Origin of the sequence: Kitasatospora sp. NPDC087314, assembly GCF_044744365.1 — a bacterium.
Taxonomy (GTDB): domain Bacteria; phylum Actinomycetota; class Actinomycetes; order Streptomycetales; family Streptomycetaceae; genus Kitasatospora.
In genome coordinates, this window is the sequence record NZ_JBIUYE010000002.1 from 477820 (window position 1) to 503309 (window position 25490).

The following is a 25490-nucleotide window of genomic DNA, read 5'->3' on the forward strand; positions in this document are numbered from 1 at the left end:
AGACGATAATAAGAAAGTGGTCATGTCAAGGAATTCGACACGAAGCCATCCCGTCCGGGCAATTCGGACAGCCTGCGCGGCGAAATGACGGCGGCCCACGGCAACAATGTGACGGGAATGTGTACGCGCTGCGTCGGGCAGCATGCGATCGAGTCGGGCCCGCCACCCCGGCGGACCGCCGACCGGTACCCCCCTACGAGTACGAGCTCACCAGCGGTCGGCGGTACCGCACCACGGAGGCGATCACCGCCCGGGACGGGCCCATCCGGGAGGTCCGGATCCTCTTCGACGGCAGAGCTCGACCACCGGGCCCGGAGTGCTTCCCGAAGGCCCCCGCCCCTCGTTCACGCCCCCCGTGCGCCTGCCACAAGAAGGACGATCCGACTATCGTTAGTTAACGAAAGCTATCGACACTCTCTCCCCGCCTGCCGGCCACGGCCGACCATGCACCAGGAGGCAACGGTGGCGACACACATGTCGAGCGGCGGCAGGGCCGGGCGCGTGCGCGCGCTCCACGGGGGCGTGCAGCCGGACCATCCGCGGTACAAGTGGGTCGCGCTCTCCAACACCACGCTCGGCACCCTGATCGCCACCATCAACGCCTCCATCGTCCTGATCTCGCTGCCCTCGATCTTCAACGGCATCGGCCTGGACCCGCTGCAACCCGGCAACGTCAGCTACCTGTTGTGGATGCTGATGGGCTACATGCTGGTCACCGCGGTCCTGGTGGTCACGCTCGGCAGGCTGGGCGACATCCACGGCCGGGTGCGGATCTACAACGCCGGCTTCCTGATCTTCACCGTCACCTCGGTGGCCCTCTCCCTCGACCCGCTGCACGGCGGGCCGGGCGCCCTGTGGCTAATCGGCTGGCGGGTGGTGCAGGCGGTCGGCGGTTCGATGCTGATGGCCAACTCGGCGGCGATCATCACGGACGCGTTCCCGGCCCACCGGCGCGGCATGGCGCTGGGGGTGAACATCGTCGCGGGAATCGCGGGCTCGTTCATCGGCCTGGTCCTGGGCGGGCTGTTGGCCGAGTGGAACTGGCGGTCGATCTTCTGGGTCAACGTGCCGATCGGCATCCTCGGCACGGTCTGGGCCTACCGGTCGCTGCGCGAGACCGGAGCGCGACGGCCCGCCCGGATCGACTGGTGGGGCAACGTCACCTTCGGCGTCGGCCTGACCGCCCTGCTCGCCGCGATCACCTACGGCATCCAGCCCTACGGCGGCCACACCATGGGCTGGACCAACCCCTGGGTGCTGGCCGGGCTGTTCGGCGGGGTGGCGCTGCTGATCGTCTTCTGCCGGGTCGAGTCCAGGGTCGCCGAGCCGATGTTCCCGCTGGCCCTGTTCCGCGACCCGGTCTTCGCCGGCGGCAACGCGGCCACCCTGCTGGGCTCGATCGCCCGCGGCGGCCTCCAGTTCATGCTGATCATCTGGCTGCAGGGCATCTGGCTGCCGCTGCACGGCTACGACTACGCCGACACCCCGCTGTGGGCCGGCATCTACCTGGTCCCGCTGACCGTCGGCTTCCTCGCCGCCGGACCGCTCTCCGGGTACCTCTCGGACCGCGCCGGGGCCAGGCTCTTCGCCTCCGGCGGGCTGGTGGTGATGGCCCTGTCCTTCGCCGGGCTGCTGATGCTGCCGACCGACTTCGGGTACCCGTGGTTCGCCGTCCTGGTGTTCCTCAACGGCCTGGGCGGCGGCCTGTTCGCGGCCCCCAACACCTCGTTGATCATGTCGAGCGTGCCGGCCGAGGCCCGGGGCGCCGCCTCCGGCATGCGGGCCACCTTCCAGAACGCCGGCATGGTGCTCTCGATCGGCGTGTTCTTCTCGCTGATGGTGGCCGGGCTGGCCGGGTCGCTCCCCCACACGCTCAGCTCCGGACTGACCGCACAGGGCGTGTCCGCCGGCGACGCGCACGCCATCGCCGCGCTGCCGCCGGTCGGCACGCTCTTCGCCGCGTTCCTCGGGTACAACCCGATCCAGCAGCTGCTGGGCCCGCACGTGCTCGGGCAGCTCCCGGCGGCCAACGCGCAGACGCTGACCGGTCGGGAGTTCTTCCCGCAGCTGATCTCGGGACCCTTCCACGACGGTCTGGTCGTGGTGTTCTGGCTGGCGATCGCCATGTCGCTGGTCGCCGCGGCCGCCTCGCTCGTCCGAGAACGGCATCGGCCCGGCAGTTCCCGGTCCGGCGGCCCTCGGCTCGGCAGTTCCCGGTCCGGCAGCCCCCGGCCCGGCAGCCGCCACTCCGACAGCCCCCGGCCCGACGGTTCCCGGTCCGACAGCCCCCACTCCGACAGCCCTCGCCCAGCCAGTCCCCGATCCGGCAGCCCCCGACCGGACCGGGACGAGCCCGGCGGACGCCCCGGGACGCACCGGAGCGAGCCTGGCGGGCCCTCCGGGACGCACCGGGACGCGCCGCGGGGGAAGGCCGACCGGCCATGACCGGCGCCGGCGGCGAGGCCGCGAGCGCGAGCCGGCCCGGCGGCGACGGCCTCTCCGCCGACGCCGTCGTCCGGCTTCGCCTGGTGATCGGCCGGCTCAACCGGCAGATGGCCCGCGCCTCCGGCGGCCAGGACCTCACCGTCGCCCAACTCTCCGCGCTGGTCCGGGTGGAGCAGCACGGCCCGCTGCGGCTCGGTGAACTCGCCGCGCGGGAGGCGGTGGCCGTCCCGTCCATGGTGCGGACGATCGCGCCGCTGACCGCCGACGGGCTGATCGCCAAGAGCCCCGACCCGACGGACGGCCGGTCGCAGCTGCTCGAACTCACCCCGGCGGGCCTGGAGACGATCACCCGGATCCGCCGCGAGCGTTCCGCGTTGCTGGCCCACCGCAGCGCACGGCTCACCGCGCAGCAGTGCCGGGATCTGGAGGCGGCTCTCCCCCTGCTGGAACTGCTGCTGGACGAGCCCGAGGCGGCCTGCCCGTCCGCCGTCCCGCCGCCCCGGGACCGGGACGCCTCCGGCAGCTGAGCCCGGGCTGCCGGTGCTGCCCGCGCTACCGGGCCTACCGGGGCTGCGGCGCCGCCGCCTCGTCCAGGAACCCCGTGAGCAGCACGAAGGCCTCCTCGGGCCGTTCCAGGCCGGGGAAGTGGCCGGCCCACGGCAGTTCGACGTGGCGGGCGTTCGGGATCACCGTCGGCAGGAAGGCGCCGATCTGCCGGAAGTCCTCCACGTCGTGGCCGCCCGACACGACCAGGCAGGGCGCCGTGATCCGCCCGAGGTCGGCGCCGTCGTCGGACGGGCCGAACCGGGCGTCCGCCTGCACCTCGAAGGCGTGCCGCTGCATCCGGCGCACGTGCGCGCGCGCCTCGTCGTCCGCCTCCGGTCCCAGCCAGGTCTCGACGTTGAGCTCGACGGCCGCCGCGAGGTCGCCGTCCACGAGCAGTTCCCGTTCCTTCGCGGCGAAGGCCCGCAGGGCCGGGCCCGGCGTGCGCCCGGACGCGCCGGGACACAGCAGGGCCAGCGCGGTCACCGCCGCCGGGCGCAGCGCCGCCACGTCCGTGGCGATCTTCCCGCCGTGCGAGGACCCGATCAGCGCGGCGGACTCGATGCCCAGGTGGTCGAGGAGGGCGAGGACGTCCTGTGCGTCGCTGTACGGGCCGTCCGCGAGCGGGGTGTCGCCGAAGCCCCGGAAGTCGCACCGGACCACCCGGTATCCGGCGTCGACGAGACCTTGCCACTGCGGGTCCCACATGCGCCGGTCACACACGGACGAGTGGAGCAGCAGCAGCGTGGGACCGGTCCCGGATACGTCATGAGAGAGGATCATCCGATGGATCGTAGCGACGTCCCCGGGGGACGCCCACCGATTAACGATCGACGGGAGTAAGCGCTTTGGAGGGCCGCTGGGCTCTAGGTGGGTGAGGAGGTGCTCATGGGAGAACCGAAGACCGATCGGGACGCGGAGTTCCAGGCGTTCATCGTCGGAGCCTGGCCACGGCTGCTGCGGACGGCCTACCTGCTGGCCGGGGAACAGTACGCGGCGGAGGACCTGGTGCAGTCCGCCGCGGAGAAGGCCTGCGCGGCGTGGACCAAGGTGCGACGGGCCGGCGATCCGCACTGCTACGTGCGGCGGATCCTGGTGAACGAGCACGCCCGCCGCTGGCGCCGCCGCGCGCCGGAGCTGCTGGTGGACGCCGTACCGGACGCGGCCGGGCCCGAGGACGGCTACGCCCGCTCCGACCAGCGCGGTGCGCTGATGGCCGCGCTGGCCACCCTGCCGGCCCGCCAGCGCGAGGCCGTGGTGCTGCGGCACTGGGAGGACCTGAGCGACAGCCAGGCGGCGGTGGCCATGGGCTGCTCGGTGGGAGCCGTGCGCAGCCACGCGGCCAAGGGGATAGCGAAGCTGCGGGAGGCCGCGGCGCTGAGAGAACTCAAGGGCATGACACCCATCGGAGGTGCGGTATGAGCGCGAGCGGCAACGGCGGGACGGTCGGGGCGGGCGCGGCGGACGACGACGCGGACGTGTGGGTCGGGCTCGGCCTTGCGGAGGCGGCGGCCGGGGCGAAGGTCGGCTCGGTGCCGGTGGCGGACATCATGGCGGGCGGCCGCCGGATCCGGCGCCGCCGCCGGTCGATGGTCGGCGCGCTCGCGCTGGCCACCACGGTGGTGCTGGCGGGCGGGGCGATGGCCGGTCTGCACGGCGCCCCCGCGAACGGCCCCACCGCACAGGCACTGGTCCCGGCCGACGGCGGTCCCGGCGGCGGCACCGGGGGCGGTCCCGCCTCCCAGCCGACCGGTACGGGCTCGACCGCCGCGAAGGACCCGTTCACCCCGCTCCGGGTGGTGATCGGGCAGGGCACCGTCGACGGCAAGGAGTGGAAGCTGTGGGAGGCGCTCTGGCCGACCGCCCCGAAGGAGCGGGCGTTCGAGCAGGCGATGGCGGTCTGGAAGGAGCGCAACGCCGTCGACCCCTCGGTCGAGAAGCCGACCGAGGCGTTCGTCCAGCATTACTGGCGGGACACCGAGGACGTGGTGAACACCTACGTCACGTTGGACGGGGTGCGCCAGAAGGACGACTCCGCGGGCAGCGTCCCCAACGCGAGCAACTTCGACCCGAGGGACGGCACCTACCTCGGCGGCGGCGTCATCGGCCCCCACGCCAAGGCGGGTACCCCCGGCCCGCTCCCGATCAGGCTGGCAACGATGTCCATCGGCCCCGACGTCGCCAAGGTCGTGGTGAACTGGACGGACGGCACGAAGCTCGAACCGCAGCTCGTCACCGTGGGGGACTCCCCCTACCGCCACCTCGTGGTGGCCGAGCAGCCGGGCAAGAAGGTGACGTCCTGGCAGTTCTTCGACAGGAACGGCACCAAGCTCCCGGACTCCGGCATGAAGATGCTGTCCGAGTAACGGTGGCCACGGCCGCCTGACCGAGCCGAGGGGCCGACCCCGCCCCCGTCGGGCCGACCCCGCTCCCGTGCCCCCGTCGGGCCGACCCCGTTCTCGCGCCCCCCGGAAGCCCACCGGGAACCGCGCGCCCCGCTGCTCCCCCCTCAACTCGCCGAGCCCGTCGTCGGGTTGCGCTCCGGCGGGCGGTGGGGGGAACACGGGTCCCTCAGGTCCGGGGCGCCTTCTCGCCGTGGACGGCGGCGTACTCGGCCGCCAGCCAGGGGCCGAGGTCGTCGATCAACACGTCGAGTGCGGCCAGGTCGGCCGTCGGGGTCCGGGCGATGGCTGCGGCCCGCCGCATCTGCGCGGCACGTTCGGGGTAGTAGTGGCCGAAGACCTCCGCGGATCGGGTGAGGTCACTGGTCCAGCCGCCCCAGCGGGGCATCACCAGGGTGAGACCGGTCCGCACGATCCGGCGGGAGACGATGCGGCTGAGCGCCTCGCGCTCGGCGTCCGTCCCGCCGGCGGCCCGCCGCTCGCGCCACTGCGGGAGCGAGAGCCCCAGATCTCCGTTGGTCTCGCGGGCGAGCAGGGCCGTGGGACGGTAGCGGGGCAGGTCGGTGGCGAGGTCGTCGCCGAGCAGCGGGGTGCAGAGGCAGGCGAGGAACCAGCCGAGGTCGTGGCGTTCGAGGTCGCTCAGCAGGGTGCTCGTGCTGAAGAGGAGGATCCCGACGCCGTTGACCTGCGGGAAGGAGGCGTCCAGCGCGGCTTCGAGCGCGTCGGCGTCGGACCGGTCGGCGCCGGTGGGCTCGCGACGAAGGGCGAGCAGCAGGTCGAGGTCGGACACGGCGGGGATCGCGGTGCCGCGCGGGATGCTGCCGTAGAGGTAGGCACTGTGCAGCCGGTCACGGTCGAAGGTCTCGGCGATCAGCGCGCGAGCGGAGTCGACCACCGGCGCGAACTCCTGCCGCACCCGCCCCAGGGAGCCCTCACGGGCGATGAAACCGTCGTCGTCCAGTCCTTCAGCAGCCATGGAGGTACTCTGCCGCGCCTCCTCACCTGCGGGCGAACGGATTTCCCCCGGCGCGACCTGGCGGGCTGGCCGTTACGCAGTGTGATCAACCTTTGGCGGATGTTGCCGCGCGCACCGGGGGTGGCCAAACCTAACGTGGCGTCCTGGGGGTCACTCTGCGCCATGTCCGCGGCCACGTGCCTGTCCTGGCCGCGCCGGCGCCATCTGCAGGAGGCAGTACATGAGATTTCGGGCAAGTTCGAGCGCGCTGGCTGCGGCAGCCCTGGCCGTCGGCCTGACGGCTACCGCGACTCCGGCCGGGGCCACTGGCGCCGAAGGCGGCCGGGAGCCGTTCCTGAACCGCCTGAACACGGTGTCGTTCGTTGCGTCCACCGTCCCGGCCAACGGCGACCAGAACCCGTACGGCACGTTCGTGATCCGGGAGAACGCCGGCGATCTGCATCGGGGCAACGTCCTGGTCAGCAACTTCAACAACTCGGTGCCGCCGAGTGGACAGCAGGGCAGGGGCACCACCCTGGTCCAGATCAGCCCGGGCGGGGCGACGACCACGTTCGCCACGATCGACCCGACCACGCTGCCGGGCCCGTGCCCGGGCGGGGTCGGGCTGACCACCGCGCTCACGGTCCTGCCCGGCGGCTGGGTCGTGGTCGGCAGCCTGCCCACGGCAGACGGCACCTCGGACACGGCCCAGGCCGGCTGCCTGCTGGTGCTCGACAGCCACGGCACGGTACGCGAGACCATCGCGGGCGACGGCATCAACGGCCCGTGGGACATGACCGCCGTCAGCCACGACGACAAGAGCGAACTGTTCGTGACCAATGTGCTCAACGGCACGGTCGCCGGCGGCGGCAACGAGGTCGACCAGGGGACGGTGCTGCGGATCACCCTGTGCCATGAGGGCGACGCCCCGCCGCGGCGGGTGGCCACCACCGTGATCGGCTCCGGCTTCCCCGAGCGGACCGACCCGGCGGCCCTGGTGGTCGGCCCGACCGGCGTCTCCCTCGACCGTGACGGGACGCTCTTCGTCGCGGACACCGTCCTGAGCCGGATCACGGCCATCCCGCACGCGCTGGACCGGAAGGACAGTGACGGCATCGGGCGCGTCATCAGTGCGGGCGGCCACCTGAACGGACCGCTCGGCATGGCCCTCGCACCCGGCGGCGACATCCTGACGGTGAACGCTGGGGACGGCAACATCGTGGAGACCACGCCCCACGGGGACCAGGTGGCGGTCAAGCAGATCAACTCCAGCGGCAGCCCGGCGGGCGCGGGTGCGCTCTTCGGCCTCGCGGTGGACCTGGACCGCGACGAGGTCTTCTTCGTCAACGACGCGACCAACGAACTCGACGTCCTGCATTGACGAGCGGCGGTACGAGGAACGCGGTGCATCGGCTCGGTGCACCGCCTTCCCTGACCAGCGGTTCGGCGGGTTGTGAGGGCAGAGGCGGCCCAGGGGACCCACTGCCCTGAGTCCACGATCCGTCGGAGGCGCGGACGGGCCGGCACCCACAGCAGTCCGGCCTCACGCGACAGCGCGTGAGGCCAGAACCCGAAGGGTGTGGCTCGGGCTTCCGACCCGTCGTCGGCGTCAGCTCACGTGACGACCGAACCGATACGTCTACCGTTCTCGGCAGCCGATCGGATCAAGACCAGGAGGTCGCCATGAGAGTCGTCTTCGTACACGGAGCATGCGTCAAGGACGGATCGTGGTGGTGGCACCGCACCGCTGGGCTGCTGGCCGAGCGGGACGTCGCCAGCGAGGCGCCCGCCCTGCCGAGTTGCGGCGAGACGGGTGAGCCGACGAACGCGCAGGGCCCGGGGCTGGCGGAGGACGTCGCCGCCGTCCGGGGGGTGCTGACGGCGGGCGACGAGCCGACCGTCGTGGTCGCCCACAGCTACGGCGGCATCGTCACCGCGGAGGCGGCGGCGGGCGTCGAAGCCGTGCGCCATCTGCTGCTCGTGTCCAGCTACCTGCCCGAGGTCGGGCAGAGCCTCTCCTCGTTCGGCAGCCGGGAGCCCGCCCCGTTCCTCGACATCGATTCCGAGGACGGCACGTTCACCGTCCGGCCGGACGCGCTGGCCGAGACGTTCCTCCAGGACTGCGGTCCGGAGATCCAGCGACAGGCCACGGCCAAGACGGCCCGCCAGAGCCTGGCAGTACTCAAGCAGCCGGTGCGGTCCGCGGCCTGGCAGCACGTGGCCACGACGTACCTCGTCTGCGCGCAGGACCGGGGCACCCCCGCCGACCTGCAACGCGAGTTCGCCCGCCGGGCAGGCCGCGTCGTGGCCCTGGACACCGGCCACCACCCGTTCCTGTCCCGGCCGGCCGCCGTCCGCGACCTCGTACTGAGCTTGTGACGGCGAGCTGGTCAGTGCGGCCAGGCAGTCTCCGCCTGCCATTCATCGAACGTCCAGGCCGGATGGCAGGTGCTCAAGTACGGCAGGTGCCCGTCCCACTCGACGGCTGTCAACACCATGGCGGGCCGGAGGCCGATGTGGCCGGTCGCATCGATGTCGCCGCTACGGCGCGGCCTCCCCCCAACCTGGTGCGCCGCATCGACGTCGGGGCACCGTGCAGTGCGTCTTCAGGCAACAGGGACTGCCCGTACGAACCTGGCGTCACCGCTGGGGTCACGGATATCCAGGAGAGGGTTGAACTTTCGAGCCGAAAGAAGGACGATGCGCGCCCAAGACAACGCCAAGGATGTCGACGCCGGCAAGGTCCGTTCCTCAGCCCGCACGCCGGACACGGCGACGGGGAGCCCGGGCCGGGCACAGACCGCTCCTCAGGCGCTCCTCGCCCTGCAGAGCAGCCGCGGCAACGCGGCCGTTGTGCAGATGCTCCGCGCGGCCGGTCACCCGGGCGCCCGGGAGCAGCACCAACACAGTGACAGCTGCGGCCACTTGGGGACCGAGGACCCCTCCGTTCAGCGTTCCGCCGTCCACGACGTCCTGCGCTCGCCGGGCCGGCCCCTCGAAGAGGCGACCCGCACCGACATGGAGGGCCGTTTCGGCGCCGACTTCTCCGACGTCCGCATCCACGACAACACCGCGGCGAAGGCCTCCGCCGCCGAGGTCGGAGCCCGCGCGTACACCTCCGGCAGCCATGTCGTCATCGGTCACGGCGGCGCCGACAAGCACACGCTCGCCCACGAGTTGACGCACGTGCTCCAGCAACGGCAGGGACCCGTGGCCGGCACCGACAACGGTTCGGGGCTCAAGGTCTCCGACCCCTCCGACCGCTTCGAACGTGAGGCGGAGGCCAACGCGACGAGGGTCATGTCACGCGGCCCGGCCTTGCAGCGCGCCGAGTCGGAGGCGTCCGCGGTCCCGCGGGTCGGCGCGGCCGCGATCCAGCGTGCGCCCGAGCAGAACCGGCCCGCGATCACCCACAACAACCCGGACGACGACTGGGTGGCCGACAACACCGCGCCGGCGCGCGCGGACGGTCTCGTCCTCAGCGGTCACGGCGCCTGGCATGCCGCGAACGGTCAGTTCCGGGTGCCTGCGGGGACGCGAGTGCACTTCTACACGCAGCACGGCATGGTCCTCCCGGACGACCTGGGCGGGAACGTGGAGCAGGGCGCCAACCAGCGCGGCAGTGTGGAACAGGGACAACGCGCCGGCGCCTCTCGCACCATCGTGGGCGGGCGGACCCTGCAGAACTACACCATCTCCTACCCCAGCGGCCTCACCATTCGAGGAAACCCCGCGATCGCCACCCCGGTGGCCGGCGGGTACAGCGTCGAACTCGATCCGGAGACGCAGCAAACCGCCGTCATCAACGTCGCCTCGCTGACCGATCCCCAACTCGCCGGCCACTCCATCGTCTTCGACGGCGACGTGCTGCTGAGCGACATCCTGCAACCCGGCATGGGCGACGTCCACTTCGCCGCCTGCCGCTTCGTCGAGACCGGCAGGCCCGGAACCCGGAACCAGGGCCGCCCCCAGGACCACAACTACGTCGGCGACCCCGGCGACCCCGGCGGCCTCTTCAACCCCTGACCCGCCCGGGTGCGCGGTCCTGGCCGATTGGGCGGGCCCCGAGGATCATCCTCGGGACCCGCCTGCTCGCCGGTTCGGCCTTCGGTCTTCCGCCTACCTGGCGAGGGGCGCGCTCGTCCTCTCGCCGGCGCCGGGGCGGCGTTACGGGCTGATGCGACAGGGAACGCCGGCCGGGGGCGGATGACCTCTGGGAGGATCCGCCGATAGGCCGGGCCGGGTGGGGCTGGTTAGAGTCGCCGCACTCTGACGGACGGTCGGACGGTCGGGTACCTGGTGATCGGCTTCATGTCGCCATGGTCGAAGGGGATTTGCCCGTGAGCGCACAGCAGTACGACGAGATCGGTGAGGCGTTCGAGGGCTTCAAGTCCCTGCCGCTGGCGAAGCACGCGGAGGTGCCCGGCTTCCTGACCATGGTCGGGGACGTGCGCGGCAAGTCGGTCCTCGACCTGGCCTCCGGCACCGGCTTCTACAGCAGGGAGTTCAGGCGGCGCGGCGCCTCGGAGGTGCTCGGAGTCGACATCTCCGGCGCAATGGTCGCCGCTGCCCGCAAGTTGGAGGAGGCCGACCCGCTGGGTGTGCGCTACGAGGTGGGCGACGTGTCCGAACTGCAGATCCTCGGGCGGAAGTTCGACGTCGCCACGGCGGTCCAGCTGCTCAACTACGCGGAGGACGCCGCCGCCATGGAGCGGATGTGCCGCAACGTCCACCAGAGCCTGGCACCCGGCGCCGAGTTCTTCGTGCTCCTCCAGACACCCGACTACCGCTTCGACGGCCCGTCCCCGGAGAAGTACGGCTTCCTCGCCGAGCTGACCGGCGAGGACGCCGCGACCGGACCGCGCATCCGGATCACGGCACTGCTCGACCCCCCGATCTCCTTCGTCTCCACCTGCCCGCGCCGCGAGGTCTACGAGGAGTCCCTGCGGGCAGGCGGATTCCGCGAGCTGACCTGGGTCCCGCTGGAGGTGTCCGAGGCCGGCCTGCGCGAGTTCGGCGCGGAGTACTGGTCGGACTTCCACGCCAACCCCCCACTGCAGATGCTCCGCTGCCGCGCCTGACCACCACTCCGGGGGCCCCACCGCCGACCGCGGAAGCGCGGCACCCGGTAGGCTGCTGCTCCAACACCTGCTTGAATCAGGGGAGTTCAGCTGATGCGGCGATCCGAAGGGCTCCCCGGAGCAGCGGGCCTCCTTGCTGCTGCCGCACTCCTGGCCGCATGCACCGGCGGTGAAGCACCGTCCCGGCGAGAGGATGTCGCCTGGGCGCTGGACGGACTGGCCGCCACCTCGGCAGCCCCTGCCGTCCAGCGCAGCATCGACGCCCTTCCCGCCAGGGGCACGGCCAAGATCCTGGGCATCGCCGAGGTTTCAGGCATCGACGTAGTCCTCGCCATCAGAAACGGCACCTGCCAGGTGTCGCTTCTACCGGACGGGTTGGCCGAGCCGACCACCGCCGCCCCCGATTCCCTCGGATCGCAGCGCCCGACGGTCGGCGGCGGTTTCTCGGACGCCCACCGGGACTTCCCGGGCAGCGTTCTCGCCGGGGCATACACCCAGGCGTCCGCCGAAATGACGCCCTTCACCTTCATGACCGTCGGCTGCTCCGAGAAGGCGATGGCGGTCAGGATCGAGGGGGTCAAGGATTCCGCGGAGGCGCGGAAGAAGTCCGGTGATTCGCTGCGATCGTGGCGCGACGGCCCCGACACGCTGCTGGCCGTCGGAGCCCCCGAAGCGATCCGTCGGTCCGCGCCGGACTCCGGCCCCGGCTCCTGAGAGCGTGACGCCCGGATGAAGGCGCCCTCGGACGTCGCTACGCGCTACCCCTTCCGTGCAGGTCACCTCGCCGCGACAGCGGGCGGAGTCCGGCCGCCGTACACGCGGGGGCGGTGCGGTGCGCGGGGTGGCCGTGGCGGCCCGCGCGGCGGTGGGGCGCGCCTACCAGGCCCGCCCGAAGCCTGTGAACAGGCCTGTGACCTGCAAGGGTTTCGGGCACGGACATTCCAGGAAGTCGACCCCCGGGTCAGTGGGAAGTCGGGGACGGGGTGGGGGGCATCAGGCAGGGGGTTTTGACCAGGAAGAGGAGGAGCCCTCCGGTCGTGGTCTCGACCGTGACCAGGTATCGGCTCGATTCCTGGGATGCGTCGAGGACCGTGTCCACTTTGCCGTCGATGGTTTCCCGGTAGCCATCGATCTTGAAGCCCTGCTGTTCGATCATCGCACGGACCTTGCGGACGGCCTCGGGGTGCTGTTCGGGCGGGGCGGAACTGTAGGCCACGTACGTCAGCTTGTACCGGCCGTCATCCCGGACCTCGTCGTTCTTGCCGACACAGTTGCTGAACTTCGGCTCGGCGCTGCCGGCGTCGAGGGGCTGCGGCGGACGCGATCGCACAGAGCCTGGCCGAGCTCGTCGGCAACGGGACGCTCCGTGCAGGCCAACGTCATTCCAAGACTTTGCAAAACACTCAGAAAGGGTTCCGACATGTCAGCTTCTTCCGACGCATCCAGTGATCCAGGCGGACAGCCACTCCCGACCCCGAACGGCCCGCCCCTTCGACGCAGACGTCGAAGGGGCGGGCCGTCGCCGCACACCTACCGTCCGTACCGGCCGCTCACCCCCGCCGCGCCCGGCCGACGGCGCTGAGCACCGCCCGCCGGCCGGCGTTGAGCACCGACGCGTCGAGCCCGACGCCCCAGACCACTTCTCCCCCGATCCGCGCCTCGACGTAGGCGACCGCGTCCGGGCCCGTACCGACGGCGTGCTCGCTGAAGTGCAGGACGTCGACCCGCAGCGCGGCCGCCAGCGCGTCCAGGGGCCCGGCGCCCTCGCCCCGGCGGGTCTCGGCGCCGACCGTCACCTCCGCCCAGTCCTCCCCCGCCCGCCACGGCCAGTCCGGCACGGCGTCCAGGTACTCGGCGCGGAACAGCCCGTACAGCTCCTCCCCCGTCACTTCCCTCCCGCTGTCGTCGGTCGTTTTCTGGACGATCCGGGAGAACTCGATCTGCAGCCGCCTCGGCAGGTCCAGCCCGTGCCCGGACTGCAGCAGGTAGGCGATCCCGCCCTTGCCGGACTGGCTGTTGACCCGGATCACCGCCTCGTAGTCCCGTCCCAGGTCCGCCGGGTCGATCGGCAGGTAGGGCACCGACCACGGCGCCTCGCGCTCCGGGACGCCCAACTCGGCGGCCACCTTGGCGTGGTGGGCGAAGCCCTTCTTGATGGCGTCCTGGTGGGTGCCGGAGAACGCGGTGTGGACGAGGTCCCCGGCGTACGGGTGCCGCTCGTGCACGGGCAGCCGGTTGCAGTGCTCCACGGTGCGCCGGATCTCGTCGATGTCGGAGAAGTCGAGCATCGGGTCGACGCCCTGGGTGTGCAGGTTGAGCGCCAGCGCCACCAGATCGACGTTGCCGGTCCGCTCGCCGTTGCCGAACAGGCAGCCCTCGACGCGCTGCGCCCCGGCCAGGACGGCGAGTTCGGCGCAGGCGACGCCCGTCCCCCGGTCGTTGTGCGGGTGGACGGAGAGGATCACCGACTCGCGCCGCTCCAGGTGGCGGTGCAGGTACTCGATCTGGTCGGCGTAGACGTTGGGGGTGGCGATCTCGACGGTGGCGGGCAGGTTGTGGACGACCGGCCGGTCGGGGCTCGCGTCCCACAGCCGGGTGAGCCCGTTGCAGACCTCCAGGACGTAGTCCGGCTCGGTCAGGTTGAACACCTCGGGCGAGAACTGGAAGCGCACGCCGTCCCGGCCCTCCGCGCGCCGGGCCAGGTGGGCGGCGGCCTCGGTGATCAGGGCGCGCAGTTCCTCCCGCCCTCGGCCGAGGACGACCTCGCGCCACAGCGGGGCGGTGGCGGTGTAGAGGTGGACGACGACCCGGGGCAGGCCCTCGACCGCCTCGAAGGTGCGGTCGATCAGGTCCGCCCGCGCCGCCGTGAAGACGGTGATGGTGACGTCCTCGGGCACCGCTCCGGGCACGGTGGCCAGTTGGCGGACGAAGTCGAAGTCGGTGCGGCTGGCGGAGGGGTAGCCGACCTCGATCTCCTTGAAGCCCATGGCCAGGAAGAGGTCGAACATCCGCTGTTTGCGTACCGGGTCCATGGGTTCGGCCAGGGCCTGGTTGCCGTCGCGCAGGTCGACGGGCACCCACAGCGGGGCCTGGGTGATCCGGCGGCCGGGCCAGCGCCGCATCATCGCGGGGACGTGGACGCGCTCGTGGGCGGGCCGGTAGCGGTGGGAGGGCATGGCACCCGGGCGCTGCGGGTTCCAGGCGGGGGCGGTGGCCGGGACGGGGCCGGTGGGGGTACGCAGGGTCGGGAATCGCATCATGAGTCCTTACGGAGGTACCGGTGGACCGGCAGGACGGCGCCCCGCAGCGGGGTGCCGGTCCGGTCACGCCCCGCTGCGGCCACCAAGAAGAAGGCCACCCAGGGGAAGACTCCACGGCTGCATGCCGGGTAGACTAACCACGGAACAACTCCTCAGACAACCTGACAGGTGAACGCGATGTCCCCGCTCGGCCCCCTGCACCGCTCCCCCCTGGTCGACCAGGCCACCCGGCAGCTCGAGGAGCAGATCACCGCCGGACACTGGCCGGTGGGCGGGAAGCTGCCGGGAGAGGTCGCCCTGGCGAAGGAGCTGGGCGTCGGCCGCTCGACCGTCCGGGAGGCGCTGCGCGCGCTGGCCGGGGCCGGGATGGTGCAGAGCCGGCAGGGCTCGGGCGTGTTCGTGACGGCCCACCGGCCCGCCGTCGACTGGCCGACCCGGCTGCGCCGGGCGGAGCTGGCGCACGTCTACGAGGTGCGCACCATGGTCGAGGTGCAGGCGGCCCGACTGGCGGCGGTCCGCCGGACGGAGGCGGACCTCGCCGCGGTGGACACGGCGCTGGCGACCCGGCTGGCGGCGGGCGACGCGGACGACGCGGCCTTCGTGGACGCCGACATCGCGCTGCACACCGCCGTGGTGGCGGCCGCGCACAACCCGGTGCTGGACGACCTCTTCGCCCAGTTCGCCCCGGTCCTGAGGGAGCACCTGGTGGTACTGGTGGGCCTGCTGGGGCTGCGCAGCGGGGACCCGCACCACGGCTACGACTCGCACGCGGACCTCGTCCGAGCGCTGCACCGGGGCGACCCCGAGGAGGCCGGGCGGGTCCTGGCGGCCGAGCTGGAGGCCACCCGGTCGCGCCTGCTGGCCGACTAGAGCCCAAGCGGGGCCGACACGGGACGCGGGACACGGGGCCGACACGGGGCGCGGGACGCGGGGCCGACACGGGACGTGCGGCGGGCACCCCCGAGAGCGACGCAGAGCCCGGAACGGCCGGCCGGCCGACCGATCGACCGATCGACCGGCCGGATATCCGGAGCGCGGGCACACAGTTTTCACACGGCGGCCACCACGACACCCACGCCCCGTCCCGACACTCCGTCAACCCGCCCCGAACTGGGATGCTTCGAACACGCACGATCAACCATCAGGTGACATTGTGTCCGGAGCGTGTGTGAGCACGGTCCAGGCGGCGAACGCACTTTCACTCCAATCACACGGTATGACTAGTATCGCCTCGTCAAAGCCCGTGCCCCGGACGGCCCGCCCCGATCAGGCCGGCCGCCATCCCCAAGGAGTCTGTTCTGCGCGCGCGTGCGAATCGGCGGCCCCCGACGCCGAAGGCCCCCCGCAGGCGTCCGCGCCTGTCACTGCGGACGGCGCTGCTCGTCCTCGCCGTCGTCCCCAGCATCGCCCTCGCCGTGCTGTGGGCGGTCACCAGCGGTGAAACCGTCTTCGACTTCCAGCGCCAGGCCGCACAGGGCATGCTCGCCCAGAAGGCCGGCCAGCCGTCCAACATCGTCTACTACAACCTCCAGGAGGAGCGCCGGCTCAGCGCCGAGGCGCTCGCCCGGCCCGGTGCCAACGCCGACCAGCTGCGCCGCCAGCGGCAGCAGACCGACGACGCGGTGCGCCAGTTCCAGGCCCTCTCCGGCGAGACCGCCGACAACGCCCCCGACGACGTCCGCACCGCCGTCGCCGAGGCCCGCCAGGCGATGGGCAAGCTGGCCGAACAGCGCGCCGCCGTCGACCACGGCTCGATCGACCAGCAGTCCCTCTACGCGTACTACACCGACCTGATCGCCGTCGACCTGCGGCTGTTCACCGCGCTCAGCCACGTCGACACCGGCGAGGTCACCTGGATCTCCAAGACCCTGGTGAACGCCTTCTGGGCCAAGGAGATGCTCGCCCGCGAGGACGCCATCCTGGCTCGCGGCTGGCCCACCGGGCGGCTCACCGTCAGCGACTACCAGCAGGTCCAGCAGGCCATCGGGGCGCAGGAGCACCTGTTCACCGTCCAGGTCGTCCCGTACATCCCGGACGGCGAGGCGGCCGCCTGGCACGACCTGATGAACAGCCCCGCCTGGCAGGCCAAGGCCGCCGTCGAGCAGTCGCTCACCAAGCCCACCGCCGCCGAGAGCAACGGCACCGTCAAGCTCCCCGCCGCGCAGGACCAGTGGCGCCAGGCCCTCGACCAGCTCAACCCGTCGCTGGTCAAGGCCATCGAGACCCGCACCAGCGGCATCGTCGACGTCGGCAAGGGCGCCATCCTCTCGCTGCTCACCAAGGTCGTCCTGACCACCGTCGTCGGCCTGATCACGGTCGTCGCGGTGATCATCGCCTCCTGGCGGCTCAGCCGCTCGCTGCGCCGGCGCATCAAGGAACTGCACACCCAGGCCGAGGAGATGGAGCGCACCCTCCCCGAGGTCGTCGAGCGCCTCGGCCGCGGCGAGCAGGTCGACGTCGAGGCCGACAGCCGCAGCATCACCGACGGTCCGAACGGCAACGGCACCGACGAGATCGCCCGCCTCGGCCAGGCCCTCAACCTGGCCCGCGCCTCCGCCGTGGAGGCCGCCGTCAAGCAGGCCGAGCAGCACCGCGGCTTCGAGCGCCTGCTCCAGCGCATCGCCCGCCGCACCCAGCTGCTGATCGGCCGCCAGCTGCGCAAGCTCGACGAGCTGGAGCGCAAGCACGAGGACCCGGAGGTCCTGGAGGGCCTGTTCGACCTCGACCACCTCACCGCCCGCCTGCGCCGCTACGAGGAGAACCTCGTCATCATGGCCGGCGGCCAGCCCCAGCGGCGCTGGCGCAAGCCCGTCCCGCTGCTGGACGTGCTGCGTGCCGCGCAGGGCGAGGTGCAGGACTACCGCCGGATCATGATCGACGTCGAGGGCCACCCGTGGCTGTCCGAGCGCGCCGTCGGCCCGGTCGCGCACGTGCTCGCCGAGCTGATGGAGAACGCGACCACCTTCTCCAAGCCGCCCACCCCGGTCGAGGTCCGGGCCGCCATGGTCGGACGCGGACTCGCCGTCGAGATCGAGGACCGCGGCCTCGGCATGGACCCCGAGCAGTACGACGCGGCCAACGAACTGATGAGCCGCCCGCCCCGCACCGACGTGCTGGCCCGGGCGGACGACATCCGCCTCGGCTTCTTCGTCGTCGCCCGGCTGGCCGCGCACAGCGGACTGAAGGTCGAGTTCCGGCCGTCCGCCTTCGGCGGCACCCGGGTGGTCGTCCTGGTCCCGGACGAGCTCGTCATCGACGGCGACGCCGGGCTGCCGGACGCCGTCCCCGCCGAACCGATCCCGCTCGTGCGGCGCTCCCGCAAGGCGCTGCTCACCGCCTCCAACGAGGCGCCGGAGCCGGAGCCGGCGGCGCCGCCGGTCGCGCCGGTGGACTCCTTCCCCGACTCCTTCCCGCCCGCGGGCTCCGTCACGGCGGTGGAGGCGTTCGGGCCGGCGGAGGCCTTCGGGCAGGTCCAGCAGGTGGCGCAGCCCGCGTACGTCGAGCCGCTCGGACAGCCCGGGCCGGACCCGCTGCTCGGAGCGAACCCGCTGCTCGGCCCGGACCCGCTGCTCGGACCCGATCCGCTGCTCGGGCAGCTGCCGCCGGATCGGCAGGCCGAACCCGTCCAGGCCTTCGGGCACGTCGAGTACGTCCCGCCCCTGCCCGAGCCCATGCCCATGCCCGAGTCCATGCCCGAGCCCGCGCCGCCCGCCGACCCCGCGCCGTTCCCCGTCGGATACGCCGAGCAGCCGATCGAGCACAGCTCCCCGGCCCCCGACGCCCCGGCCGACCTGGCGCCCTCGCACGACACGCCCGCCTACCCGGACATCGCCTACGCCCGGGTCACCGACGCCGAGGCCCCGTACGCCGACGAGCAGTACCGCCCGGCCGACCACTACCGGCTGGCCGAACGGCGCCGGCGTCGCGAGTACGCCTCCGCGGTGCCGCTAAGCCCCGCCGAGAACGAACAGCCTCCGCTGCCGCAGCGGGTCCGGCAGGCCAGCCTGGCCGCCGAACTGCGCGTCCCGCCGCCGCCCCGGCAGCCGTGGGCCGACCCCGCCGGCGGGCACCGCCCCGACACCGACCCCCGGACCACCGGGCCCACCGGCGCCGCCGGAGCCACCCCCCAGGCCACCGGACCGGCCGGCGGCCCGTTCCAGCGACCGACGAAGCGCTCCGGCGCGACCATCGGCGCCTTCCAGCGCCAGTCCCGCGCCGCCCGTGCCCAGGACAGCGGCGAACACCCGCTGCCCCCGGGCCTGACGGCCCCGCCGGCTCCCCCCACCGCCCCCGCCGGCTCCCCGACGCCCGCGCCCGACCCGTCCCCCTGGGCCCTGCCGGCCGCGGACCCCCGAACCACACGAACGGATGACCAGTCATGAACCGCACGATCGCCACCCACCAGGACCTGGACTGGCTGCTGGACGGACTCGTCGACTCGGTGCCCGAGACCAGGAACGCCGTCCTGCTCTCCGATGACGGCCTGGTCGTCAGCCACTCCCGCACCATCGAACGGGCCGACGCCGAGCGCCTCGCCGCCATCGCCACCGGCCAGCAGAGCCTCGCCCGCGGCGTCGGCCAGCTCTTCGACGGCGGGGCGGTCCACCAGGTGATCGTCGAACTGGCCGAGTGCTGGCTGTTCATCATCGCCGCCGCCCAGGGCACCCACCTGGCCGTCGTCGCCTCCCAGGAGGTCGACGCCGAGGTCATGTCGGTCGCGATGCACACCCTGGTGCAGCAGGTCGGCCAGAAGATGACCACCCCGGTGCGCGGCGAGACCGGCTCCGCCTCCCCCGCCGGCTTCGACGCCTTCGCCGCCCGGAACCGGGGCTGACGCCGGTGGGCCCGTACGGGAACGGGGGCTGGCAGCGCGGCGACGCTCCGCACTGGAGCGAACTGCCGGACGAGGACGCGGAGGACGACGCGGGCGCCATGGTGCGCCCGTACACCATCACCCGCGGCCGCACCGCCCCCGAACGCGACGACCTCACCCTGATCACCGTGCTCACCACCGTCGAGGACGAGGCCGACCGGGCCCTGGCGCGGGGCAGCCGCGCCGGTACCCGCGGCCTCCAGCCCGAGCACCGGATGATCCTCGACCGCTGCCGGCGCCCGGCAGCCGTCGCCGAGGTGTCGGCCGGCCTGGACCTCCCGGTCTCGGTCACCAAGATCCTGTTGGGCGACCTGGTCGCCCAGGGCCTGCTGCGGGCCCGGGCGCCGCTCTCGGTGGCCCGGGCCGCCGGAGGCGTGGACCTCGGCCTGCTCACGGCCGTTCGCGAAGGACTCCGGAGACTCTGAACCATGGCAACACCCCACCCCAGCAGTGCCGTCGACGCCGCCGCGCCCAGTGCGCCGGCCGCCGTCAAGATCCTCATCGCGGGCGGCTTCGGCGTCGGCAAGACCACCCTCGTCGGCTCGGTCAGCGAGGTCACCCCGCTGCGCACCGAGGAGTACCTGACCCGGGCCAGCGTCGGCGTGGACGACCTGTCCGGCGTCGACCAGAAGGACACCACCACCGTCGCCCTCGACTTCGGCCGGATCACCGTCAGCCCGGACCTCGTCGTCTACCTGTTCGGCACCCCCGGGCAGGAGCGCTTCTGGTTCATGTGGAACGACCTCGTCAACGGCGCCCTCGGCGGCATCGTCATCGCCGACACCCGGCGGCTCGACACCAGCTTCGCCTCCATCGACTTCTTCGAGAGCCGGGGCATCCCCTTCGTCGTCGCCATCAACTGCTTCCACAGCCACAACACCCGTACCCCCGACGAGATCCGGGCCGCACTCGACCTCGACCCGCAGGTGCCGATGCTGCTCGGCGACGTCCGCGAACGCGCCTTCGGACGCGACCTGCTGCTCGCGCTGGTCGACCACCTGATGGACCTCGCCGCCGCCCCCGTCGGCTGACCCGCACCCCGATCCCTGGAGCACCCCGCATGACCTCTCCCCTGCGCGTCCTGATCCACGGCGGCGGCATCGGCGGCCTCACCCTCGCCACCGCCCTCGCCCGGCGCGGCCACCACGTCGACGTCGCCGAGCTCCGCGACCAGCCGGAGGCACTCGGCGTCGGCATCATCCAGCCCTCCAACGCCCTGCACGTGATGCGCGAGATCGGCGCCCTGGACGCCTGCCTCGCCGCCGGCTTCGAGTGGGAGGTGCTGACCATCTGCGACCCGACCGGGGCCGTCCTCGCCAAGATCCCGCAGCCCCGCATGGGCGACGCCCCCTCCAACAACGGCATCCCCCGCCCCGCCCTCGCCCGGATCCTGGCCACCGCCGCCACCGGGGCCGGCGCGAACCTGCGCTTCGGCACCACCATCGCCGAACTCGCCGAGGACGCCGACGGCGTCGACGCCACGCTCACCGACGGGCACGGCGGCCGCTACGACCTCGTCGTCGGCTTCGACGGCATCGGCTCGCCGCTGCGCAAGCGCCTCTACGGCGAGACGTACCCGCCCGAGTACACCGGCTTCGCCAACTGGCGCGTCACGCTGCCGCGTTCGCCCGAGGTCGAGGGCGTGGTGATGTCCACCGGCAACCTCAAGGCCAAGGCGCTGCTCACCCCGATCAGCGACGACCTGATGTACCTGGGCTCGGTGTTCGCCGAGGCCGAGGACTTCCGGCCCGACCCCGAGCACGCCCACGAGCAGCTCGCCGAACGCCTGGCCGGCTTCGGCGGCCCGATCGCCGAGGCCCTCGCCCAGGTCACCGACCCGGCCGCGGTCGTCTACTCGCGGATATCCCAGGTGAGCGTCGAGGAGCCCTGGCACGTCGGCCGGATCGCGCTCGCCGGCGACGCCGCCCACGCCTCCACCCCGCACCTCGCCCAGGGCGCCGCGATGGCCGTCGAGGACGCCCTCGTCCTCGCCCTGAGCCTGGACACCGCCGACACCGTCCCCGCCGCGCTCGCCGCCTGGGAGGAGCGCCGCCGCCCCCGCGCCATGTGGGTCCAGGCCCTCTCCCGGGCCGTCCTCAAGCAGGAGACCGGCGCGCCCACCACCCCGGAGGAGGACGAGCTGCTCGAGGTCGGCATCCCCGGCGCCGCCCACGTCCTGGTCCAGCCGTACTAGGACGTGGCCGACTTCTCCATTCCCGCCGGTCAACGGCCTGGGAGTGGAGAAGTCCGGGCGGCGAACCGGGCGCTCGGCGCGGGCGGGGTCGTCGTAGAACAGCGGGTCGGCGAGGCAGTGGCGCTCGTAGCGGTCGTCCACGGCGCCCGCCTCAGCCCTCGGTCCACGGCCGGCACCGGTCGGCGCCCGGTCCGGTGACCGCCCGGCTGTCGGATGTCGTCGTCAAGGGAGTCCCCCGGATGCAGTGGATCCCGCCGGTCGCGGGCTGCTTCCGACCCTGCCAGCCGGTGCGCGCGGGGTCGACGGCTCCGATCCGTCACCTTCGTGCCAGGCGGCGTACGGGCGGGCCGGGGGCGGCTGCCGTCAGGGGGCCGGTACGGTGAGCCTTCGGGCGCTCAGCCGATCTCCCTGCCGATCCCGCCGCCGATCTGACCGCGACGCTCCCACACCGCCGCCGAGACCCGGGCCAGCAGCCGGGCCGCCGGGTCCGTACGGTCCTCGCCCGAGGCCAGCGGGCCGGTGTAGCAGACGGCGATCAGGTACGGCGGGCAGTCCTCCGGGTGCACCAGGCCCACACTGTGCCGTGCTCCCGGCACCCAGCCGTTCTTGAAGGCGATCCGGGTGCCCGGCGGCAGCCCCGCCGCCAGGTCCACCCGGAACGCGTTGTGCTCCAGCAGCGCCAGCAACTCCGGTTCCCCGCCCAGGGAGTGCAGCAGCCGCACCAGATCCCGCGCGCTCACCCGGTTGTGGACGCCCGCGTCGCGCGCCGCGTAGTCCTCGATCCCGCGTGGGCTCGCGCTGCGCGTCGCCCCGGCCCGCCGCCACGCCTCGGCCACCGTCGCCCGGTCGATCTGCGCCAGGCACAGGTTGGTGGCCAGGTTGGAGGAGTGCGTGATCATCCGCTCGGCCAGCAGCCGCAGCGGCGCCGCCGTGCCGACCAGCTCCCAGGGCAGCGGATCGCTGTCCCACGCCGGGTCGTTGCCGAACTCCCCGCCCACGACCGACGCGAAGCGGTTCACCACCGGCACCTCGGCGTCCAGCTCCACCCCGCTGCGGTACAGCGCCGCCAGCACCGCCACCTTCATCGTGCTCGCCGCATCGTGCAGCTCGTCCGGCTCCCGCACGAACACCGGCTCCGCCTCGCCCGCCCAGGGGGCCACCACCACAGACAGCATGGCCGAAGCCTAGGCCTGTCCGGCCTGTCTTGTCGGATCAGCCCGCGACGTTGGGCGCCTCTCCCGGCCGGAGGCTGGGGAAGGATGCCCGGCGTCGCGGGCCCGGCAAGATCGGCCGGACAGACCCAACGGGGGCAGCCGGTCCCGCGCCGGCGCGCGGTGCTCCGAGGTTTTCCCGGATCGTCAGCTGCTCGGACGCGGGGACGGCAGGGCCACGGAGCCCGCCGCCAGGGGCCATTCACGATGGAACGGGGGAAGCGGGAACGTGCCCTCGACGACCGGGGTCCCGAACACCTTGAGGTGGGCGAGCAGCGAGCCGGTCAGGTCGATGCCGCCGACCAGGGACCAACTGCCCTGGGCCTGCGGCGGGTTGCCGGAGGAGTCGGCGGTCAGCGAGCCCTCGACCTGGGCCCGCAGGTAGGGGGCGACGGTGGTCTCGACGCCGACGGTGTCGTAGAGGCCGACGGAGACCTGGGCACCGAGGGCGGCGCGGACGCCGGCCTTGCCGGTGAGGCGCACCCGGACCGGGGAGACCTTGGTGTCGGCGTCGGTGGTGGGGGTCCAGCCCTTGCCACCGGTGTAGTCGGCGCGGACGGCCCAGGTGCCGGTGGCCTCCTGTTCGGCCTCCAGGTGCACTTGGCCGTCGGCGCTGATCTCCAGGTAGCAGGTGAGGCCGAGGTTGACGACGACGGGCAGCCCGGCGACGGTGAGCACCGGACTGGCCTGCAGCTTGGCGAAGGGCAGCCGGACGGGCGCCGCGCCGGTACTGCGGGCGAGGTCGCCGGTCACCTTCCACTGCACGTGGGCGCCGAGGTCGAAGCCGATCGACGCCGTACGCGGGCTGCCGGCGGCCGCTCCGTGGTACGCGAAGTGGACGGCGGGGTGGAGCTGGAGGGAGCCGGAGGCGTCCACGCTCGCGCCGTCGGGCAGCGGGACGGGGGCCTTGACGTCGACCTCCAGGGTCCCGGAGGCGTCGGCCTGCACGCCCGTGACGCCCGCGCCGACGGTGGCCTTGAGGTCCTTGACCAGCGGGGTGACGGTGATGCCGTGCGGGTCGACGGGGACGCTGCCGTCCGCCTCGGTGCCGCCGAGGAGTTCGGCGAGGGTGGCCGGGCGGGTGGTGAGGTTGAGGCTGGCGCCCGCGCCGGGGCGGACCCCGGTGACGGCGACCAGCGCGCCCTGCGGCGCGGCGGCGGTGGGCGGGCTGGCGATCAGCTGCCCGGGCTGGACCGCAGGGGTGGGAGTGGCCGTGGCGGTGGCCGTGGGGCTCGCGGACGGCGGCGCCGAGAGGACGGCCGTGCCGCCCGCCGGGTCGTAGGCGGTGAGTTGGAGGTTCTGGGTGGCGGCGGTGGCCGCGCCGCCGTCCTTGGCGGGGGCGGCGATGGCGGCCTGCCGCTCGCCGGCCGGGGCGGCGGTGACCGGTGCGCCGACGGCGGCGGCGGTCGGCCGCCCGGTGGCGGGGGTCTGGCTCGGGGCGGCGGCCCGGGCGCGGGGGGTGCCCGCGGGCTGTGCGGCGGTCGGGCCGCCGGTGGCGGCTGCCGGGGTGGCGGCGGTGGTGGCGGCCGGTTCGGGGGTGCCGACGGCGGCCTGCGGGGTACCGGGGGTGGTCGGCCCGCACGCGGCGACCCCGGCGAGGACGAGGGTGAGGAAGGCGGGGGCAGTAGCCCTGCCTATGGAGCTTTTGAACACGCGGCGTCATGTTACTGACGGGGAATAACTTTGTCGAAGACCGGCCAAGCCACGCCGAACCACAGGTCAGGCCGCCCGCCCCGACAACGGCGGACGGCCTGACCGCGGACTTCGGTTCGCGGCTCAGCTCGACTGGTGATGGGCGCGGGCCTCGGCGGTGGCCTTGAGGTCCCGCAGCCAGGCGTCGAGACCCTGGCGGAGGATCTCGGTCGCGAAGGGAACGTTCGCGTCGACCTGGGCACCGGCGTGGGTCTCCTCGGTGCTCACCCGGACGCCCCCCTTCACCTTCGTGAAGTTCCAGACGTGGACGCCGTCGATGCGCAGCCCCTCGCCGGTCGCCGGGCCGGTCCAGCGGATGCAGGAGCCGCGCTCGAGCTGCTCGACGGTCGAGGTGATCTCCAGGCTGGTGGCGGGAGTCGAGGGGTTCGGGGGTATCGGGGCCGTCCACCGGAAGGCCGAACCCTTGCGGAACGGGCCGTCGTCGAGGCGCTCCACGGTCTCGACGGTGCCCTGCCAGGACGGCCAGCGCTCCACGTCGGTCTGCACCTTCCAGATGGTGCGCAGCGGCGCGTCGATCACGGTCTCGGCGCGGTAGCGGACAAGGGCCTCGGGGTCGACGCCCTTCCCCCGGCAGGTGAGGGACGCGACGGGTCGGGAGGCGGCGGCCCCGGCGGGTGCGGCGGCGGCGCCGATGAGGCTGACGGCGAGCGGGACGGCGAGCAGGGCGGTGCGGATTCCGGTGCTGCGGAGGCCGGACATGGGAGTTCCCCTCGGTCGGTCGGTTTGTCGCGCCGCGATAGATGCCAGCGCGTTCGTTAGACGTTATAACGCGACGCGGCGTGAGTGGTCAACAGGTTTCGCTAGAACCTCTCA

General features: G+C 73.0%; 22 protein-coding genes. 15 read left to right on the forward strand and 7 right to left on the reverse strand.

Annotated features, from left to right (window positions below; translation table 11 throughout):
* Nucleotides 1-474 precede the first annotated feature (474 nt).
* Nucleotides 475-2445 (forward strand): MFS transporter, encoded by a 1971-nt coding sequence (locus tag ACIO5E_RS05935; protein WP_400664454.1) that lies wholly within the window; start codon nt 475-477, stop codon nt 2443-2445.
* The gene (locus ACIO5E_RS05940) at nt 2442-2972 is read left to right on the forward strand and encodes a MarR family winged helix-turn-helix transcriptional regulator (protein WP_400664200.1); all 531 of its coding nucleotides are present in this window, start codon (nt 2442-2444) and stop codon (nt 2970-2972) included. Before ACIO5E_RS05935 ends, ACIO5E_RS05940 begins: the two co-directional genes overlap by 4 nt.
* A 34-nt stretch (nt 2973-3006) precedes the next feature.
* Here the strand turns inward: ACIO5E_RS05940 and ACIO5E_RS05945 are convergent, their stop codons facing one another.
* On the reverse strand, nt 3007-3771 hold the full coding sequence (locus tag ACIO5E_RS05945; RefSeq protein WP_400664202.1) for an alpha/beta fold hydrolase: 765 nt from the start codon (nt 3769-3771) through the stop codon (nt 3007-3009).
* Between the two features lie 105 nt (nt 3772-3876).
* Here ACIO5E_RS05945 and ACIO5E_RS05950 point away from each other — a divergent pair, with 105 nt between their 5' ends.
* Nucleotides 3877-4410 carry a SigE family RNA polymerase sigma factor gene (locus ACIO5E_RS05950; RefSeq protein ID WP_400664204.1) on the forward strand — a complete coding sequence of 178 codons (534 nt, stop codon included), beginning with the start codon at nt 3877-3879 and terminating at the stop codon, nt 4408-4410.
* Nucleotides 4407-5354 (forward strand): hypothetical protein, encoded by a 948-nt coding sequence (locus ACIO5E_RS05955; protein WP_400664205.1) that lies wholly within the window; start codon nt 4407-4409, stop codon nt 5352-5354. The genes ACIO5E_RS05950 and ACIO5E_RS05955 overlap by 4 nt, the downstream gene beginning before the upstream one ends.
* 205 nt (nt 5355-5559) lie before the next feature.
* Here ACIO5E_RS05955 and ACIO5E_RS05960 read toward each other — a convergent pair whose 3' ends face one another.
* Nucleotides 5560-6366, reverse strand: a complete 807-nt coding sequence (locus ACIO5E_RS05960) for a nucleotidyltransferase (RefSeq protein ID WP_400664207.1) — start codon at nt 6364-6366, stop codon at nt 5560-5562.
* A 220-nt stretch (nt 6367-6586) separates the two neighbouring features.
* On the opposite strand from ACIO5E_RS05960, the gene ACIO5E_RS05965 reads away from it, so the two are divergent.
* The 5 genes from ACIO5E_RS05965 (at nt 6587) to ACIO5E_RS05985 (ending at nt 12140) form a co-directional block, all read left to right on the forward strand.
* Nucleotides 6587-7726, forward strand: coding sequence for a hypothetical protein (locus ACIO5E_RS05965; RefSeq protein ID WP_400664209.1), 1140 nt, complete (start codon nt 6587-6589; stop codon nt 7724-7726).
* A 302-nt stretch (nt 7727-8028) separates the two neighbouring features.
* Nucleotides 8029-8724, forward strand: a complete 696-nt coding sequence (locus ACIO5E_RS05970; protein WP_400664210.1) for an alpha/beta hydrolase — start codon at nt 8029-8031, stop codon at nt 8722-8724.
* Between the two features lie 321 nt (nt 8725-9045).
* A complete protein-coding gene (locus ACIO5E_RS05975) occupies nt 9046-10371 on the forward strand; it encodes a DUF4157 domain-containing protein (RefSeq protein ID WP_400664212.1) in 1326 nt (441 codons plus the stop codon).
* A 314-nt stretch (nt 10372-10685) separates the two neighbouring features.
* On the forward strand, nt 10686-11426 hold the full coding sequence (locus tag ACIO5E_RS05980) for a class I SAM-dependent methyltransferase (RefSeq protein WP_400664214.1): 741 nt from the start codon (nt 10686-10688) through the stop codon (nt 11424-11426).
* A 93-nt stretch (nt 11427-11519) separates the two neighbouring features.
* Nucleotides 11520-12140: a hypothetical protein gene (locus ACIO5E_RS05985; protein WP_400664216.1), complete on the forward strand. Its 621-nt coding sequence runs from the start codon at nt 11520-11522 to the stop codon at nt 12138-12140.
* Nucleotides 12141-12387: 247 nt separating this feature from the next.
* Here ACIO5E_RS05985 and ACIO5E_RS05990 read toward each other — a convergent pair whose 3' ends face one another.
* Nucleotides 12388-12756: a hypothetical protein gene (locus ACIO5E_RS05990; RefSeq protein ID WP_400664218.1), complete on the reverse strand. Its 369-nt coding sequence runs from the start codon at nt 12754-12756 to the stop codon at nt 12388-12390.
* A 220-nt stretch (nt 12757-12976) separates the two neighbouring features.
* Entirely contained in the window at nt 12977-14686 is a 1710-nt protein-coding gene (locus ACIO5E_RS05995; protein ID WP_400664220.1) for a 2-isopropylmalate synthase, read from the reverse strand.
* Nucleotides 14687-14863: 177 nt separating this feature from the next.
* Here ACIO5E_RS05995 and ACIO5E_RS06000 point away from each other — a divergent pair, with 177 nt between their 5' ends.
* From ACIO5E_RS06000 to ACIO5E_RS06025, 6 genes are all read left to right on the forward strand, one after another.
* Nucleotides 14864-15556, forward strand: a complete 693-nt coding sequence (locus tag ACIO5E_RS06000; RefSeq protein ID WP_400664456.1) for a FadR/GntR family transcriptional regulator — start codon at nt 14864-14866, stop codon at nt 15554-15556.
* A gap of 545 nt (nt 15557-16101) precedes the next feature.
* Nucleotides 16102-19068 (forward strand): nitrate- and nitrite sensing domain-containing protein, encoded by a 2967-nt coding sequence (locus ACIO5E_RS06005; RefSeq protein WP_400664222.1) that lies wholly within the window; start codon nt 16102-16104, stop codon nt 19066-19068.
* A complete protein-coding gene (locus ACIO5E_RS06010; protein WP_400664223.1) occupies nt 19065-19520 on the forward strand; it encodes a roadblock/LC7 domain-containing protein in 456 nt (151 codons plus the stop codon). Before ACIO5E_RS06005 ends, ACIO5E_RS06010 begins: the two co-directional genes overlap by 4 nt.
* 5 nt (nt 19521-19525) lie before the next feature.
* On the forward strand, nt 19526-19984 hold the full coding sequence (locus tag ACIO5E_RS06015) for a DUF742 domain-containing protein (RefSeq protein ID WP_400664224.1): 459 nt from the start codon (nt 19526-19528) through the stop codon (nt 19982-19984).
* Between the two features lie 3 nt (nt 19985-19987).
* Nucleotides 19988-20590: a GTP-binding protein gene (locus tag ACIO5E_RS06020; protein ID WP_400664225.1), complete on the forward strand. Its 603-nt coding sequence runs from the start codon at nt 19988-19990 to the stop codon at nt 20588-20590.
* 29 nt (nt 20591-20619) lie between these two features.
* Entirely contained in the window at nt 20620-21753 is a 1134-nt protein-coding gene (locus ACIO5E_RS06025) for an FAD-dependent monooxygenase (protein ID WP_400664226.1), read from the forward strand.
* A gap of 395 nt (nt 21754-22148) precedes the next feature.
* On the opposite strand, the gene ACIO5E_RS06030 is transcribed toward ACIO5E_RS06025, so the two are convergent.
* The 3 genes from ACIO5E_RS06030 to ACIO5E_RS06040 all read right to left on the reverse strand — a co-directional run bounded on the left by ACIO5E_RS06030 (nt 22149) and on the right by ACIO5E_RS06040 (nt 25376).
* Entirely contained in the window at nt 22149-22928 is a 780-nt protein-coding gene (locus tag ACIO5E_RS06030; protein WP_400664227.1) for a serine hydrolase, read from the reverse strand.
* Nucleotides 22929-23111: 183 nt separating this feature from the next.
* Complete coding sequence (locus tag ACIO5E_RS06035) at nt 23112-24617, reverse strand: hypothetical protein (RefSeq protein ID WP_400664228.1); 1506 nt, start codon at nt 24615-24617, stop codon at nt 23112-23114.
* A gap of 123 nt (nt 24618-24740) precedes the next feature.
* Nucleotides 24741-25376, reverse strand: a complete 636-nt coding sequence (locus ACIO5E_RS06040) for an SRPBCC family protein (RefSeq protein ID WP_400664230.1) — start codon at nt 25374-25376, stop codon at nt 24741-24743.
* Between the last annotated feature and the right edge of the window lie 114 nt (nt 25377-25490).

Excerpts from the sequence above, each read along its gene's own strand:
- ACIO5E_RS05935 (WP_400664454.1), top strand. The coding sequence starts at position 475 with ATGTCGAGCGGCGGCAGGGCCGGGCGCGTGCGCGCGCTCCACGGGGGC.
- ACIO5E_RS05940 (WP_400664200.1), top strand. The coding sequence starts at position 2,442 with ATGACCGGCGCCGGCGGCGAGGCCGCGAGCGCGAGCCGGCCCGGCGGC.
- ACIO5E_RS05945 (WP_400664202.1), bottom strand. The coding sequence starts at position 3,771 with ATGATCCTCTCTCATGACGTATCCGGGACCGGTCCCACGCTGCTGCTG.
- ACIO5E_RS05950 (WP_400664204.1), top strand. The coding sequence starts at position 3,877 with ATGGGAGAACCGAAGACCGATCGGGACGCGGAGTTCCAGGCGTTCATC.
- ACIO5E_RS05955 (WP_400664205.1), top strand. The coding sequence starts at position 4,407 with ATGAGCGCGAGCGGCAACGGCGGGACGGTCGGGGCGGGCGCGGCGGAC.
- ACIO5E_RS05960 (WP_400664207.1), bottom strand. The coding sequence starts at position 6,366 with ATGGCTGCTGAAGGACTGGACGACGACGGTTTCATCGCCCGTGAGGGC.
- ACIO5E_RS05965 (WP_400664209.1), top strand. The coding sequence starts at position 6,587 with ATGAGATTTCGGGCAAGTTCGAGCGCGCTGGCTGCGGCAGCCCTGGCC.
- ACIO5E_RS05970 (WP_400664210.1), top strand. The coding sequence starts at position 8,029 with ATGAGAGTCGTCTTCGTACACGGAGCATGCGTCAAGGACGGATCGTGG.
- ACIO5E_RS05975 (WP_400664212.1), top strand. The coding sequence starts at position 9,046 with ATGCGCGCCCAAGACAACGCCAAGGATGTCGACGCCGGCAAGGTCCGT.
- ACIO5E_RS05985 (WP_400664216.1), top strand. The coding sequence starts at position 11,520 with ATGCGGCGATCCGAAGGGCTCCCCGGAGCAGCGGGCCTCCTTGCTGCT.
- ACIO5E_RS05995 (WP_400664220.1), bottom strand. The coding sequence starts at position 14,686 with ATGATGCGATTCCCGACCCTGCGTACCCCCACCGGCCCCGTCCCGGCC.
- ACIO5E_RS06000 (WP_400664456.1), top strand. The coding sequence starts at position 14,864 with ATGTCCCCGCTCGGCCCCCTGCACCGCTCCCCCCTGGTCGACCAGGCC.
- ACIO5E_RS06010 (WP_400664223.1), top strand. The coding sequence starts at position 19,065 with ATGAACCGCACGATCGCCACCCACCAGGACCTGGACTGGCTGCTGGAC.
- ACIO5E_RS06020 (WP_400664225.1), top strand. The coding sequence starts at position 19,988 with ATGGCAACACCCCACCCCAGCAGTGCCGTCGACGCCGCCGCGCCCAGT.
- ACIO5E_RS06025 (WP_400664226.1), top strand. The coding sequence starts at position 20,620 with ATGACCTCTCCCCTGCGCGTCCTGATCCACGGCGGCGGCATCGGCGGC.
- ACIO5E_RS06030 (WP_400664227.1), bottom strand. The coding sequence starts at position 22,928 with ATGCTGTCTGTGGTGGTGGCCCCCTGGGCGGGCGAGGCGGAGCCGGTG.
- ACIO5E_RS06040 (WP_400664230.1), bottom strand. The coding sequence starts at position 25,376 with ATGTCCGGCCTCCGCAGCACCGGAATCCGCACCGCCCTGCTCGCCGTC.